Annotated in this window: 13 protein-coding genes; 4 read left to right on the plus strand and 9 right to left on the minus strand. The window is 70.3% G+C overall.

From position 1 onward, the window contains the following. Window positions 1-66: 66 nt before the first annotated feature. From LOZ83_RS29665 to LOZ83_RS29675, 3 genes are all read left to right on the plus strand, one after another. Window positions 67-906, plus strand: coding sequence for an IclR family transcriptional regulator (locus LOZ83_RS29665; RefSeq protein WP_236795023.1), 840 nt, complete (start codon window positions 67-69; stop codon window positions 904-906). A 161-nt stretch (window positions 907-1,067) separates the two neighbouring features. Then, a complete protein-coding gene (locus LOZ83_RS29670; protein ID WP_236795024.1) occupies window positions 1,068-1,880 on the plus strand; it encodes an alpha/beta fold hydrolase in 813 nt (270 codons plus the stop codon). A gap of 255 nt (window positions 1,881-2,135) precedes the next feature. Beyond that, a complete protein-coding gene (locus LOZ83_RS29675) occupies window positions 2,136-2,948 on the plus strand; it encodes an alpha/beta fold hydrolase (protein ID WP_236795025.1) in 813 nt (270 codons plus the stop codon). Between the two features lie 58 nt (window positions 2,949-3,006). Here the strand turns inward: LOZ83_RS29675 and LOZ83_RS29680 are convergent, their stop codons facing one another. The 9 genes from LOZ83_RS29680 to LOZ83_RS29720 all read right to left on the minus strand — a co-directional run bounded on the left by LOZ83_RS29680 (window position 3,007) and on the right by LOZ83_RS29720 (window position 14,161). Further along, window positions 3,007-4,008 carry a hypothetical protein gene (locus LOZ83_RS29680; protein ID WP_236795026.1) on the minus strand — a complete coding sequence of 334 codons (1,002 nt, stop codon included), beginning with the start codon at window positions 4,006-4,008 and terminating at the stop codon, window positions 3,007-3,009. Window positions 4,009-4,097: 89 nt separating this feature from the next. Next, entirely contained in the window at window positions 4,098-4,988 is an 891-nt protein-coding gene (locus tag LOZ83_RS29685) for a helix-turn-helix transcriptional regulator (protein WP_236795027.1), read from the minus strand. Window positions 4,989-5,054: 66 nt separating this feature from the next. Further along, a complete protein-coding gene (locus LOZ83_RS29690) occupies window positions 5,055-6,296 on the minus strand; it encodes an FAD-binding oxidoreductase (RefSeq protein WP_236795028.1) in 1,242 nt (413 codons plus the stop codon). A 23-nt stretch (window positions 6,297-6,319) separates the two neighbouring features. After that, a complete protein-coding gene (locus LOZ83_RS29695; protein WP_236795029.1) occupies window positions 6,320-7,741 on the minus strand; it encodes an MFS transporter in 1,422 nt (473 codons plus the stop codon). 68 nt (window positions 7,742-7,809) lie between these two features. Beyond that, entirely contained in the window at window positions 7,810-9,447 is a 1,638-nt protein-coding gene (locus tag LOZ83_RS29700; RefSeq protein WP_236795030.1) for a CocE/NonD family hydrolase, read from the minus strand. Continuing rightward, on the minus strand, window positions 9,447-10,997 hold the full coding sequence (locus tag LOZ83_RS29705) for an alpha/beta fold hydrolase (RefSeq protein WP_236795031.1): 1,551 nt from the start codon (window positions 10,995-10,997) through the stop codon (window positions 9,447-9,449). The genes LOZ83_RS29700 and LOZ83_RS29705 overlap by 1 nt, the downstream gene beginning before the upstream one ends. After that, the gene (locus tag LOZ83_RS29710; protein WP_236795032.1) at window positions 10,997-12,361 is read right to left on the minus strand and encodes a serine hydrolase; all 1,365 of its coding nucleotides are present in this window, start codon (window positions 12,359-12,361) and stop codon (window positions 10,997-10,999) included. Before LOZ83_RS29710 ends, LOZ83_RS29705 begins: the two co-directional genes overlap by 1 nt. A gap of 20 nt (window positions 12,362-12,381) precedes the next feature. Beyond that, on the minus strand, window positions 12,382-13,527 hold the full coding sequence (locus tag LOZ83_RS29715; RefSeq protein WP_236795033.1) for a dipeptidase: 1,146 nt from the start codon (window positions 13,525-13,527) through the stop codon (window positions 12,382-12,384). Continuing rightward, window positions 13,520-14,161, minus strand: a complete 642-nt coding sequence (locus LOZ83_RS29720) for a TetR/AcrR family transcriptional regulator (protein WP_236795034.1) — start codon at window positions 14,159-14,161, stop codon at window positions 13,520-13,522. Before LOZ83_RS29720 ends, LOZ83_RS29715 begins: the two co-directional genes overlap by 8 nt. 258 nt (window positions 14,162-14,419) lie before the next feature. Here LOZ83_RS29720 and LOZ83_RS29725 point away from each other — a divergent pair, with 258 nt between their 5' ends. Then, window positions 14,420-15,265 carry a M55 family metallopeptidase gene (locus LOZ83_RS29725; protein ID WP_236795035.1) on the plus strand — a complete coding sequence of 282 codons (846 nt, stop codon included), beginning with the start codon at window positions 14,420-14,422 and terminating at the stop codon, window positions 15,263-15,265. Window positions 15,266-15,341: the final 76 nt, after the last annotated feature.

The raw sequence follows: 15,341 nt of genomic DNA on the forward strand, positions 1-15,341 counted from the left end.
TTCTACCTCACTTTACTGCCCGATTTCGCCGGTAACCGCTACTCTCGACGGCACAAGATGCAGCATGTGCAACTAACAGAGAAGGGCCTGGTCATGAGCGAGGACGGGCACATCCGCGCGCTCTGGATCCTCGAGACGCTCGCCGGGCTGCAGCAGCCGGCCGCCCTGAACACGATCGCCGAGCGCGCGGGCCTGCCCCGGACCAAGGCCTACCGCATGCTGCGGGACCTCCAGGAACACGGTTACGTCGACCACATCGGGCGCCGTGGCTACCGGATGGGCGGTCGCGCGGTCGCCCTGGGCTCGCTCGTGGGGCTGCGGCCGGCGATCCTGCACCGGGCGCGCCCGGTGCTCATCCGGCTCGCCTCCGACACGAGCGAGATCGCGAGCCTGCATCTGCGCAGCGGAGCCCACCGGGTCATCGTGTTCAGCGCCGAGCCGCCTGGCATTGGCGTCCGCCCGATCGCGCACCTCGGCGAGCGCTCGCCGCTGACTTCGGGGTGCGCGGGCACGGCCATCCTCGCGTTCCTCCCCGCCCAGCAGGTCGACGACGTCCTCCTCGCACAGGTGAGCCCCACGGTGCGCACCGATCTACCCGAGCAGCTCGTCGAGATCCGCCGCCGGCGCTACGCCATTTCGCAGTCCGCCAACCACCCGGCGCTCAACGGCATCGCGGCACCGCTGCTCGACCCCGATTCCGGCCACGCCCTGGCATCGGTCACCGTCGCGGGCCCTGCCGCTCGGCTTCCCGAGCCTGTTTTGCACCGCCTCGCGCCGCCACTGCTCGCCGCCTGCGCCGAACTCGCCCCCCGCCTCGCCGCCGTGCTCGGACCGAGCTCCTCGGTACGGCTCGACTCGCTCGACGTGACAGTCCAGGACGCGCTCGACACCCAGCACGTCGAGTGACGACCCGAGATATTCCCATTATCGGCCGTGATCAAGGCCATTCTCCGTTAGTTGCAGATTCTGCACCTTCGATGGCGAGGATCGCCGCGACTGGGCACGATGATTCCCGCGGAGGCGCTGCGCCTACCGAACTGAATCATCAATAGAAAGACATCCGGATAATGAAGAAAATCATTCCAGCAGTTACCCTGGGGCTGGCCGGAATCGTAGCGACGGCTGTTCTTTCGTCGCCGGTCAATGCCGAAACAAAAGCGGACGGTAATACGTCGGCGGCCCAGGCCGACAACAAGATTCCCGAGGTCCACAATATTGTTCTGGTGCACGGCGCGCTCGCCGACGGCTCGGGCTGGCGGGGCGTTTTCGACCGCCTGACCGCGAAGGGCTACCACGTCAGCGTCGTCCAGGAACCCGAAACCAGCCTGGCAGACGATATCGCGGCAACACGTCGCATCATCGACCAGCAGGACGGGCCCGTCGTGCTCGTCGCCCACAGCTACGGCGGCGAGGTTATCACCCAGGCCGGCGACGACCCCAAGGTGAAGGCTCTGGTCTATGTCGCGGCGGCGGTTCCCGACGTCGGCGAGAGCGTGAACAATCTCTTCGAGCATATCCCGTCGCCCACTCATGACATCAAACCCACCGCTGACGGGTGGCTCATGATCGACCCGCAGAAGTTCCACGCCGATTTCGCGGCCGACCTCCCCGCGCGGGAGGCCGATTTCATGGGCGCATCACAGGTTCTGGTCAACGCACAGGCTTTCGCGACGCCGGTGACGACGGCCGCCTGGAAGACCAAGCCGAGCTACGGCATCGTCGCCGGCAAGGACCTGATCGCAGGCACGGCCCTCGAGCGCTGGATGTACGCGCGGGCGAACCTGAAGGTCACCGAGATCCCCGGGGCCAGCCACATGGTCTACGTCTCGCACCCGGACAAGGTCGCCTCGGTCATCGAGGACGCAGCCACCGGCCGCTAGAAAACCGCAGTTCGCCAACTCGGAGAGGTGTGCTGCCGCAGCACACCTCTCCGGCGTTGGTACGGCGATCACGCGAGGGGCGCGAATATTCCGCCGAAGGCCATGACGATGGCCATTCTTCGTTGGTTGCACATTCTGCATCTTCCGTTGGCTGGACCGGCGGACGCCAACCACGATGGTTCTCACGGAGGCGACACGAAGACTGGTCCCCCGTAACTCCCAGCACTACTCAATGAGTAGAAAGAAATCCAGAAAATGAAAAAGATCATCCCCGCGGTCACCCTCGGGCTGGCCGGAATCGTGACGACCGCTGTTCTGGCGACACCGGTAAATGCCGCGACCAAGGCCGACGACACCGCGGCGCCCGTTCAGGTCGACAACAAGACGCCCAAGGTCCACAACGTCGTCCTGGTGCACGGCGCGTTCGCCGATGGCTCCGGCTGGCAGGGCGTTTTCGACCGCCTGACCGCGAAGGGCTACCACGTCAGCGTCGTCCAGGAACCCGAGACCAGCCTGGCCGACGACGTCGCGGCAACGCGGCGCGTCATCGCCCAGCAGGACGGCCCCACCGTGCTCGTCGGCCACAGCTACGGCGGTGCGGTCATCACCCAGGCCGGCAACGACCCCAAGGTGCAGTCTCTGGTCTACGTCGCGGCGCTCGCACCCGACGCCGGCGAGCCCCTCGGCGAACTTCTCCAGAAGATCCCCACCCCCACCAATGACATCCAGCCTGCCGGTGACGGGTATCTCATGCTCAATCCGGAGAAGTTCCACGCCGATTTCGCGGCCGACCTCCCCGCGCGGCAGGCCGATTTCATGGCCCAATCGCAGGTCGAAATCTCCGAGAGCATTCTCGGGGACACGGTGACGACGCCTGCCTGGAAGACCAAGCCGAGCTACGGCATCGTCCCCGGAGCCGACATGGTCGCCAGCCCGGACCTCGAGCGCTGGATGTACCAGCGCGCGCACTCGAAGATCACCGAGGTCCCCGGATCCAGCCACGTCGTCTACATCTCGCACGCCGACAAGGTCGCCTCTGTCATCGAGGACGCGGCCGCCGGCCGCTAGTACCCCCAGAGGTGTGCGCCACCGCATTCCGCGGCGGCGCACACCTCTTCGGCGTTGGTCAGCGCCTCCGGATTTTCGCGAGCATCAGGGTCGGGTCGTTCCCGGCCAGGTTGGCGCCGTTGGTCACATAGACCCGATCCCCTCGAACGGCGACGCCCGTGGTCCCCTGCAGGCCGTCCTCGGCGTCCAGCAGGGTCTCGTGGGTGCCGTCCGGGGCCACCCGCACGAGCTTGCTGGCCTGGTTGATCGCGGCGAGGATCTCGGTGTCCCGGCCGGTGAAGTCGAAGTCGTCGATGCCCTCCAGCCCGGTTGCCCGGACCTCGGCGCGGCCGGAGCCGCCGTCCCCGGTCATCGGGATGCGGACGATGGTGCCGTGGTCGGAGTTGCTCGCCCACACCGCACCGTCGTGGATTTTCATGCCGTTGGCGCCGAAGAAGCCACTGGGCGCCAGGGCCGGGTCCGCCGACCACACCGCGGCCTCGCCGCCGCGCAGCGGGGCCTGCCAGATGCGCCCGCCGGTGGAGTCGGTGACCATGAAGCGGTCCCGCTCACCGTCGATGACCAGTGCGTTCGGGAAGGCGTCGGCAGGCAGCGGCACCACGAGCCGGGGCTGACCGGAGGGGCGAAGCTGCCAGATCCCGGTCAGCCCGCCCTGCCCGGAGGAGTAGAGAAAGTAAACGGCGCCGCTGTCCGTCCGGGCGACGCCGGTGACCACGGGCATCCCGACGGCCGGGGTGGTGCCACCGCCGCCTGGCGGTAGCGGCATGGTGGCGAGTACCTGGACAGCCCCGTCCGGCAGGACCCGCACCACCTGGCGGGCGGGGATCATGCCGATGACCACGCCGCCGCCGGGCTCCAGGGCCATACTCTCGGCGACCTGGCCGGCCGCCCGGTCGAAATGGACGAGGACGCGCACATCGCCCAGGCGGGTGCTGGCAGCGTGGCCGGGCCGGGCCGGGGCCGCGAAGGCCTCCGGGGCCGCTGGGGCCACGGCGAGCAAAGCGGCGAGGCCGAGCGTGGCGGCTCGCCGCCGCAGCCCGGTGGTTCGGTGGGGGGACATGGTCTTCCCTTCGGTCGTGCGGGACGGGGCCAGGGCAGGACGGAGCGCCCGGCGGCCCGCACGGGGTCGTCGGCGCCGAAGGTGCCTGGCTAATTCGGGAGGGGTCGATCCGTCCGCGCTTCGCCGCGCGGGCCGGTCCCAGCCGGGGGGAAACGTTCCTCGCCGAGCACGGCCAGCAGCTCCAGCTGCGAGACCGCGACGCTGCCCGGCGCGGGTGAGTACACGATCAGGCGCTGGTCGGCCCGGGCCGTCGCCAGGACGTCGAAGTCCAGCTCGATGAGCCCGACCGCCGGATGCAGGATGCGCTTGCGGTCGCTGCGACGGACCGCGACGTCGTGCTGGGCCCAGAGCTCGGCGAACTCCGCGCTCCGCGCGCGCAACGCCCCGACGAGCTTGCCCGCCACGGGATCAGCCGGACGGGCCGCGAGGGCCGCCCGCAGATCGTCCACCTGCGCACGGCTTTCGTGCTCGTGATCCTCGGCGCGATAACGCGCGCGCAGCTCCGAGCCGGTGAACCATCGGTAGGTGCAGCTGCGGGCGAGGCCGCGGAACTGGGTCTGCTCCCCCAGCAGCGCATCCGCCATCGGGTTCTGGGCGAGCACGATGTTCAGGTCGGAGGCGATCAGGGCGGGCAGCCCCGGCAGCCCGCCCAGCAGCCGGAGGAGACCACGGCTGACGTGCTCGTCACCACCGACGCGAGGCGGCGCGTGATGACCGGCGAGGCGGAAGAGATGGTCGCGTTCGTCGATCGTCAGCCGCAGCGCACGGGCCAGCGCGGTGAGCATCGTGACCGACGGCCGCGGGCCGCGTCCCTGCTCGAGCCTGGCGTAGTAGTCCGGTGACATGCCCGCGAGCTGGGAGACCTCGAAACGCCGAAGCCCCGGCGTCCTACGCCGTCCCCCGACCGGAACACCGACGTCCGCGGGCTGGAGCCGCGCACGCCGGCGCCGGAGGAAGTCGGCAAGGTCGTTTCGTTCCACACGCCCAGCATGATCCTCGCGCGGCGGGACAACCAGGACTCGTCGATACCACCTTCGTCGCGGCCGTCAGCCGGTGCGCAGCGGGTCGAAGGGAGCGAGTTCCGGCACCGCGACCCCGCTCATGATTTGCCGGGCCAGGAGTTTGCCGGTGACCGCGCCGAAGGTCACTCCCCACATGCCGTGCCCGCCCGCGACGTGGACGCCTTCGACCTTCGTCGCGCCGATCAGGGGCAGGCCGTCCGGGGTCAGCGGCCGGGCACCAACCCACGGGTCCCGCACATCGGCCCAATCGGCGCCGTCGATGAGCGGGTGGATGGAGCGCAGAACAGTATCGAGGCGGCCGCGGTCGAACGGCGCGTCCCGGTCGGCGATCTCCATCGTCCCCGCGACACGAGCGCGATTCCCGTACGGCGTCAGGGCAACCCGGGCGCCGGGAAGGTAAACGGGCGCGTTGATCGGTTCGGCGAGTGGGACGCTGCACGAGTAGCCGCGCCCGGCCTGGACCGGGACCCGCACACCGAGCCGGCGGGCCAGTTCCGGCAGCCACGCGCCGGTCGCCAGCACGACGGCATCGGCGCGGTACGGCGAGCCGGTCCAGGTGTCGGCCTGCAAGCCACCGGGACCGAACCCGACCGAACGCACCTGCGCGCCCTCGACGATCTCGCCGCCCCGCTTGGTCACGGACTCGGCGAGCGCGTCGAGCAACTGTCCCGGTGCGACGAACCGCTGGCCTTCCAGATGCAGGATCTGCTTGATACGGCTGGAAAACGGCGGCTCGTGCCCGGTGGTGTACCGGTACCGCACGGGCTGCCCCGCCGCGCGGGCGGTGGTCAGCTCGTGTTCGAGACCGGCCGGGTCCTCACCGGCGGCGAACCCGATCCGGAATGTTCCTTTGTGGACTTCCGCCGCGACACCGCCGCTGACCAGCTCGTCGAACGCCGGGATGCTCGCCAGGCCCAGCGGCGCCAGCGCGGCCATCCCCCGCCGCCAGCGCGATCCGGTCGAGTTCCGGGTAAAGCCGGCCAGAAACGCCAGCGTCGCCGCAGAAACCCGGCCGCTGACGGTGACCGGCGACCCCGGGGTCAGCAGGCTGCGGACACCTTCGCGCAGCAGCGCGGGTTCCGGCAGGGGCGCCGACATCGCCGGCGTGATGTAGCCGGCGTTGCCCCACGATGCGCCCGCGCCGACGCCCGAGCGGTCGAGCACGGTCACGTCGGCGCCGTGCTCCTGCAGGAACCACGCGCACGAGAGCCCGACGACGCCGGCTCCGACGACCACCACCTGCCGGGGCGCGGAAAGCTTGGTCAATCTCGACTCCTCGAACGAAGGGCTCATTGTTCGGCCAGTGCCGCCGGGTTCGGCAACGGCAGGCTCGCCTTCACCCGCGGCAGGGCTCCCGCGCTGAGAGTCGCCACGACCGCGACCCCGGTCGCGACGGTCAGGGCGATGACGAAACCGCTCCACGCCGGAACCCCGAGTGCGGGCAGGATCGCGAGTGTGAGCAGGCTGCCGGTCACCTGCGCGCCCAGCGTGCTGCCGACGCCCCGCACCACATAGACCGTGCTGCTCGCGCTGCCGATGCGCTCCACCGGCACGGCGCTCACCACGACGTTCATCGCCTGGGAGAACCCGAGCCCGATCCCGAGGCCGATCAGCCCCGCGGCGATCACCAACTGGGGGAAGCCCGGGTGTCCAATGAGGAGGACGAGCGGTGCCGCGACGAGCGGGAGGCACGACAGCACCAGCAGCAGCCGCGCGCCGAGCAGCTTCTCCAGTGGCGCGGCGAGCGGTGCGGAGGCCGCGCCCAGGAGCCCGAACACGGTCAGCAAGGTGCCGGTGGTCAACGGGCTCTGGCCCAGGCCGTACCCGGACGTCGCGGGCGCGGCGACGATCAAGGGCAGCAGGACGAATGTCGCCGCGCCCGCCCAGCCCGTCGCGAACCCGATGATGTAGGTGATGACCATCGAGCGGCCGCCGACCCGCAGGTCGACCAGCGGCTGCGCGATCCGCCGCTCCAGGACGAAGAAGCCCGACAGCAGTACGACCGCACCGGCGAGGAGCGCCAGCACCAGTGCCGAACTCCAGCCGTCGGTGGGGACGAATGTGATGCCCAGCAGCAGTGCGACCAGGCCTGTGGACAGCAGGACTGCGCCCACCCAGTCGATCCGCCGCTGGGTGCTCGCCGCGGTGGCCGGCAGCACCGAGATCACCAGGACCCCGGCGAGCACCAGCACCCCGAGTGGGATCCAGTAGATGAACCGGTAGGAGAGCACAGTGAGCAGCGGACCGGCGAGCAGCCCGCCGGCGACGGTACCGGCCCCGGACATCCCGATGATCAGCCCGACGCCGCCCTTGCCGGACGAACCGCGCCGCAGACCGCTCAGGATCGCTATCGACAGGGGCACGAAGCCCAGCCCGAATCCTTGCAGCGCCTGGCCCAACGCGAGGATCACCATCGAACTCGCCAGACCGGCGAGCAAGGTGCCGAGGGCGACGAGGGTCACCACCACGAGCAGCACCCGCTTCGGCCCGTACACGTCGGCGAGGCGGCCGACCAGCGGTGCGGCGACGGTGCCGGACAGCAGCAGCCCGGTGAACACCCACGCGATGGCGGCCGGGGACGCGCCGACGGCCTGCTGCAGGATCGGCAGCGCGGGCGCCACCATGCCTTCGAGAGTCGAGTAAGTGAGGGCGAGCAGGCACAGCACGACGGTCGACGCGACGCGACGAGTGCTGGTTTTTTCGATATCCACTGGAGCCGACATTGAGTGCCTCCGGACTGGAGAGGGCGGGCTGCGCCGGACGGGACAGCCCAGAGAAATCACGGGCGCGGAAGGCGCACGGTGTTCGGGTACCCGGGTCCGTGGTGGACCCGCATGGCGAACGGGCGGCCGTATTCCTGGTCGGCCCAGTGCTCGCCACTGCCGGTGGCCGGTGCGCAGATCGGCGTGAACGCCGAACTGACGAGCACGCGGATGCGGTGCCCCGCCGCGAAAGTGTGGTGCAGCCATTGCGCGTCGACGCCGACGCGCACGATTTCCCCGCCGGTCAGCGGCTCGGGCGCCGGTCCATTGCGGACACTGAGCCGCCGCCCTTCGAGCTCGATCCCGGCGGGGACCATGGAGCGGCCGTCGGGGTGGACGTCGGTGACCCAGGCGAACACGTCGGCGTCGGTCGCGTCGGCCGACACCGACAGGTCGAACCGCACGCGTCCGCTGACCGTCACCGGTTCCGTCAGTGGCGCGGACGTGTAGGTGCGGACGTCGGGCCGGGCCTCCAGGTAGCGCTGGTCGTGCGGCGGGTCACTGAAGGCGAAGTTGTCGAGCGGGGTCAAGGTCGCGACGGGATCGGCCGCGTCGTGCCGCCATTCGTCCACAGTGGACTTATCCGGTGCTTCCGTTCGCAGGGCACCGGTTCCGGACTCGTCCAGCGTCAGGTGCAGGACCTGTTCACCGGCATTGACGGGATAGGCGGCCAGATCCTCCCAGTGGTTCGTGCCGCTGTGCCACACCCGTGCGCGCGGCAGTTCGGGAGATGTCGTGTCGCCCTTCAGATGGCGGTCCAGGAAGTCGCCGACTACCCCCAGCGGGTCGAGGGTTCCCGCGGACACGTCCTCGCCGCCGAGCCGGACGCGGGGCACCATGTTGCCGGCGTGATCCCACGAGCCGACGAGCAGATGCTTGTTCGCCGCGTGCGGACCGGCCTGCAGGACCTGCCAGGTCTCCAGCGTGGTCAGGTCGTCCCACCAGCCGACGGTGACCAGCGCCGGCACGTCGATGGCGGCGAGCTCCTCGTCGCTGAGCGCCCAGCCCGCGCCGAGGCAGTCGATGCGGCCCTCGACGTAGTCGGGCCAGGCGGCGCTGGGAAAGCCGACCGCTTCGTGGAAGGTGCGCAGCGGGCGGTGTGCCCAGTGGCGTCCCCACGCCGTCGCGCTGACGTCCTGCAGGGTGCGCCCGGCGGTGAACGCGAACCACCACATCCAGTACTGCCAGGGAATCCCGGTGTCCATGAACGGCCGCCCACCCGGCCGGCCGCGCACCCCGACGGCCATCGGCACGATGCACCGCAACGGCGCCGGCCGGCCCGCGACGGCCCACCACTGGGTCAGACCGTCGTAGCTGCCGCCGATCGTGCCGACCTGTCCGTCCGACCACGGTTGTGCCGCGGCCCAGTCGATGACCGCGACGGCGTCGCCGGTGTCCCGCTGCCATGGCGCGAACCGGCCGTCCGAGTCACCGCGACCGCGCACGTCGCAGGTGACCAGCACGTACCCGCGATCGACCAGGCGCAGCCAGATGTCGTTCAAGTAGTTCTGGCGGCCGTACGGTGTGCGCACGACCAGGGTGGGCAGCGGCCCGGTCGTCTCGTCGCGCCCTGATGGGAAGACGACGTCGGCGACCAGATCACCGTCGCCGGTGGGGATCCGCTTCGCCCAGAGGATCCGGCGGGCAGGGCTCATCACACGACCTCCGGTATCCGCAGTACGGTGCCCGCGTGGTGGACGCGGCGCTGCTCCCGCGCGGGAGCTTGGTCGACCGGGCGGAACAGCGGCGCGCACGTGGCGGCGAGCCGCAGCCGCACCTGGTGCCCGGGCAGGAAACGGTGCCCGATCGGCCCGAGCCTGAGCACGGCCGTCCGCTCGCCGGGCGAGACGGCGGCCACTCCGAGCGTCAGGTGCAGGCTCGACGCCCCACCCGGGGGCACGTCTTCGACCGAGGCCACCCACAACGCCTCGGCGGGCGAGTCGCTCTCCGCGTCCAGTTCCAGCGTCAGCTCCCCCACAACCAGCCGCGACTCGGCGAGCGGCGCAGAGGTATAGACCACCAAATCGGACCGGCCGTCGAGGAACACGAGATCGAGCTGAGCGGGGGCATCGGCATTGACGGCCGGCCCAATCCCCGGCTGGGCGGGCACCGGGTCGGTCAAGTCGCTGGTGAACTCCGCGACGCCGGTATCCGCGGTGTCGCCGAGATATCCGCCGCCCGCGACCGTCCGCGCGTCCCGAGACGCCGAGGGACGCAGCACCCAATCCACGGTCTGCGGAGTGCGCGGCAGCTCGTGCCAGGCGTTGTCCCCGGTGATGAAAACCTGGTTGTGCCGGGCGGATCCGCCCACCCGGTCGAGCAGGCCGACCTGCAGTTCGAGCGGGTCGAGGACACTGCGAGGGCCCCAGTCGACGCCGCCGACGTGCTGCGCCGGGTGCCGTGCCGCGTAGGCCGTCCACGGACCGACCACCAGCTCGGCGTCCGGGCAGGCGCGGGCCAGCTCCCACGAGGGGCGGCACGCCGGGTCCCACCAGCCGGTCAGGATCGTGACCGGTACCAGCAGCGGGCCGGTGCCCACAAGCCCGGCGGCGTCGAACCCGGCCCACCCGAGATCGTCGTGCCCGAGGCCGTGTTCCTGCTCCTTCCACGGCCCACGCAGCAGCTCGGCCCAGTCCGCGAAACGGGTCGGCAGCGGGTGCCGACCGGCCATGAGGTGGCGCCACACCAACAGGTCCGCGCGGCGCGCGCCGTCGCGTCCCGGGAACACGTCCCCGGGCTCGCCGGGCGGGCTGATCAGGAACGCCCCCGCCACGAGCCCGGTCGCGTCGCGGGCCGCGGCGAGCGCACAGGCGGCGCCGTAGCCCTGTCCCATCACCACGATCGGACCGGCACACCACGAATGCCCGGCGAGCGCCGCCACAACCGCGGCGGCGTCGGCCCGCTCGTGGACGAACGGCACGAACTCCCCGTCCGAGTCGCCGCGGCCGCGAACGTCCACCGACACCACAGTTACCCCCGCCGCGGCGGCGAGGCGACGGCAGTGTCGCGGCGAGCCCAGCGACGGAACGGGCGAAGGACCCAATGCGGTGGCGCGCCCGTTGCCCAGCGGCGTCCACACGATCACCGTGGCGGCCGGTTCGCTCCCGGACGGCCGGAACATGTTCACCGACAGGCGGCAGCTGTCGGCCGTGGTGACGCCTTCGTCGAACCGGACGTCGACGCCGTGCTCGTCGAGAGTGCGCATCACACCGCCGCGGAGACGCGCCGGAAGATCCGGCCGACGTAGACGTAGGAAGCATCGTCGACGAAGCTGACGGGCATCCCGGCGTCGCTGAGAAACCGGCCGTCGGAAGCGACCGGCGCCAGCGTCATCGGCGGCAGCGGCAGCAGGCCTGGCATCATCAGGTCCAGGTGTTCGGTCAGGTTTTCGTCCATGTACTGCTCGACGTTCAGCCGCTCGTCCCGCACCGTGACGGTCACCGAGCCGCCCTCCGCCTCGTAGGTGCCGGTGTAGCGGTCGAGGTCGACGGTCAGCGGTTCGCCGGGCTCTTCCGGCCTGGGCGCCGCCGAGATGCCGTACAGCTCTTGGAACAGCTCCTCGGTCAGGAGGGGGTTCAGCATCGCGCCGGTGTTGCTGTTGGTGAGCACGGCGATCGCGCAACCATGCTCCGGGGCGATCGTCAGGATCGAGTGCGCCCCGGCGTTGGCACCGGTGTGGCCCAGCGTGCGCCCGGCTCCGGTCCCACGGATGTACCAGCCGAGACCCCAGTTGTCGAAGCTCAGGCCCCAGTGCGGTGCGAGCGACGGAGCCTGCATGAGCGCCGCCGACTCCGGGCTGAGCACCGGCTTCCCGTCCGCGGCACGGCCCTCGCGCAGGTGCATCTGCCCGAACGCGATCATCGTGTCGATATCGCAGAAGAGGGTGGCGCCGGCCGGGCCGTTGCCGGAGTCGAGGAGCAGGCGGGGCACGCGGGTGACCGCGCCGGACGGGTCCACGAGATGCCCCACGGCGGTCGAGCCGAGGACCATCTCCTCGCCGTAGGTGGTGGCCCCTCCGCCGAGGGGGCGCAGGATCCGTTCGGCGAGCGCCTCGTCCCACGTCCGGCCGGTGACCGCTTCGGCGATCCGGCCGGCGACGGCCATCCCACCGTTGGAATAGGACCAGAACCGGCCCGGCGGCGAGGCGAACGGCAGGTCCCGCATCAGTTCGAGGTGCCGCGCCAGGACTTCCGGGCTCCGCGGCAGGTTGAACATGCAGTGCCCGGGGATGCCCGCGGTGTGGTTGAGCAACATCCGCACCGTGACCTGCGCCGAGGTTTCTTCGTCGGCCAGCCGGAACTCCGGCAGGTACCGCTGCACGGGCGTGTCCAGTTCGACGAGCCCGTCGTCGACGAGCGACATCACCAGGGAAACGGTGAAGACCTTCGTCACCGATCCCGCGGCGAACAGGGTGTCGTGGCGGACGGGCATCGCGGTCGTGGTGTTGGCACAGCCCGTGTGGGCGGTCACGACCTCGTCGCCGACCGCCACCGCGGCCGCGGCGCCGGTGACGTTGTGGTCCTTCGCGAGCCGGTCGAGCCGGTCCTGCAACTCTTGCGCGGTGATCATTGCTGGCTCCTTCGTGTCGTTCAGCCGACAACCTGCTCGAAAACGCGCAGGAAGTTGCCGCCGAGGATCATTTCGACCTGCTGGTCGGTGTAGCCGCGGGCGACCAGCCCACGGGTGATGTTGACCAGATCGCGATAGTCGCGGAAACCGTCCAATGTGGACGAAACGTCGAGCTGGTGCTCCGGCCGGAACCCCATGGTGGACATCGCCATCGGCAGCAGGGTCCGCTCCAGCACGTCGGCCGGCAGCGCGAGCGGCCAGTCGGTGCCGATGCCGACGTGCTCGATCCCGACGAGCCGCACCAGGTAGTCGATGTGGTCGAGGGTCAGCTCGATCGTCGGCGCCGGACCGGTCGCGATGTCGGCGAGGAAGAACGGGACGGTGACCACCCCGATCACCCCGCCGGTGGCCGCGATCGCCTGCAACTCCTCGTCGCTCTTCGCCCGGTCGCATTTGTACAGCGCCGCGGCCGAGGTGTGGGTCGCCACGACCGGTGCCGCCGACCGGGCGCAGGCGTCGATCGTCGTGTTAGGACCCGAGTGCGCGGTGTCGACGATGACGCCGATCCGGTTGCACCGGTCCACGAAGGTGTTCCCGAAGGCGCTCAGTCCCGGGTCGTTCTTTTCGGTGCACCCGGCGCCGATGAAGGTCGCGGTGTTGTAGGCGCAGTCGACGGTGTGCGCCACGCCCAGCTCCGCGGCCGCGTCGAGCAGGTCGAGATCACTGGGCCGCAGCATGTTCAGCTGACACTGGCCGACCAGCGCGTGCGTGCCCTCGGCGTGAGCCGCGCGGATGTCGTCGGCACGCCGGGCCGGGCGCAGCCAGTCGAACGCGTTGATCATCCGCGCCGTTTCGACCGCGGTGTCGAGGAGACCCTGCGCGGTCTCGAGCACGCCCCCCGTGAGCATGGTCGTCGCGCCCGAGGCGTCGAACAGGGTGCGGTACTCGTCGAACTCGCCGCGGACCGCCTTCTCCATCAAGAACGTCGCCGCCGCACCGTAATCCGCCGAATCCGGGAGTTCGGCACGCAACTGCTCGGTCCACACGTCCGGGGAACACGGTCCCTGGTAGACCATGTCGACGATGATCGAGTCACGATGCAGCCGGGCGGCCCGCGCTTCGTCCTCTTGCGACAGTCCGAACGGGAATCTGCCGTACTCAGCCATTGCCCTCTCCATTCACGAGTGCGTCCAGGAGCAGTCCGAACGTGCGCACGAAGTGGTCCTCCGCGTTCAGCTCACCGGCCCGGCGCAACACGGCCGACAGCAGCGGATGCGCCGGGTCGTCCGGGAGCTGCCCGGCCGGCGGGACGCGCGCGTCCGCGGCGACGGCGCTGCCGATGGTCAGTTCGAGCAGAGCCAGGTGGACGTCCGCGATCCGCGCTTCGGCCACCCCGAGATCGGCGAGCAGGCGGTAGACCCGCTCGACGAGGTCGAGGTCCAAACCGACCGCCGAGGGCCGAACGAGCCGGGACAGGTCCACGTACTCGACCATCAGCCGGTAGCCGGCAGTAAAGAAGTCGACGAGGACCCGTTTCGGGTCGCCGGCCTCGTCCGGGATCACGTCGCCGATCGCGCGGAAGACGTGGTCGTACATGGCCGCGAGCAACTCCTCCTTGTCGGCGACGTAGGTGTAGAGCGCCATCGGGTTGACGCCCAGCCGGCGTGACACACTGCGGAAGGACACCGCGTTGATGCCGTTCTGCCGAAGTTCGTCCAGGGCGGCGCGGACCACCTCGTCTCGGGTGAAGCCGCGGGCCGGTCCACGGCGGCGCGGAGTCGCGGGCTGCGCTGCACTCACGATTGCTCCTATCGGTGGTGACGCACGGTGATGGAAGGAAATTGCTACAGCGTAGCGTGTTTTCCGGCCAACTCCGCCGCCATGACCGAGAAGCATCGGTCACCTCCGGCCGTCACACCTCTGACAGCTGTCAAGAGGACGGCCTGTCCAACACGACAGCTGTCAGGCGCGCGGCGCGCGGCCCGTGGCTACGTTCACCGGAAAGGCCCGGGTGACGACATTCGGCCGGTTCCCGCCGGCCGGGAGGTGACTTTTTCCTTGCAGGTCTACATTTCCGTCGATCTCGAAGGGGTCGCGGGCATCGCCACTTTCGACCAGATCCTCCGCGGCGGCTCCGGCTACCCCCGGGCCCAATCCCTGATGACCGCCGAGGCGAACGCGGCCATCCGCGGCGCTTTCGCGGGGGGTGCGACGGAGGTCGTTGTGAGCGACAGCCACGGCACGATGGACAACCTCCTGGTGGCCGAACTCGACCCACGCGCGCGGATCGTCACCGGTGGACCTCGCCCCGCCTGCATGGCCCAGGGCCTCAGCCGGGACGCCGCCGTCGCGATCTTCCTCGGGTATCACGCCGCGGCCGGCGCCCCGGGCGTGCTCTCCCACACGTTCTCGGCCAATTTCACGCAGCTCCGGATCAACGGGAAGCCGATGTCCGAGGCCGAGGTCAACGCGCTGTACGCCGCCGACCGGGCGGTCCCCGTCGGCGTCCTGACCGGTGACGACCAGATCTGCGCCGTGGCCAGGGAAGCCTTTCCCGGTGTGCGGACGGTCGAAACGAAGACGGCCATCGGCTGGTCCGCGACGGATTCGCTGCAGCCCGCGACCGCGTGCGCCGCGATCGAGGACGTCGTGGCCGAGGCGACCGCCGCGGCGTCGCACCTTTCCGCGCCACCGGTGCCCGAGGTGCTGGACCTGGAGGTCGGCTTCGCGTCCGCGCTGGGCGCCGACCTCGCCGCGGTGACGCCCGGCACCCAGCGGCTCGACGCCCTCACTCTCGGGTACCGCACCTCGGATGTCGACGAACTGCTGCGCGCGATCATGGCGTGGTACTACCTCGCCGCATTGGCCGCTCAGCAGACCGCCGCCCTCGCCGCCCGCCGCTGACCTCGGCGAACCCTTTGCCGCTATCACACTACGATGTAGCATATTAGGTCTCCCGCCTCACCAGAGGCGCCTTGAC

Origin of the sequence: Amycolatopsis sp. GM8, assembly GCF_021653975.1 — a bacterium.
Taxonomy (GTDB): Bacteria; Actinomycetota; Actinomycetes; order Mycobacteriales; family Pseudonocardiaceae; genus Amycolatopsis_E.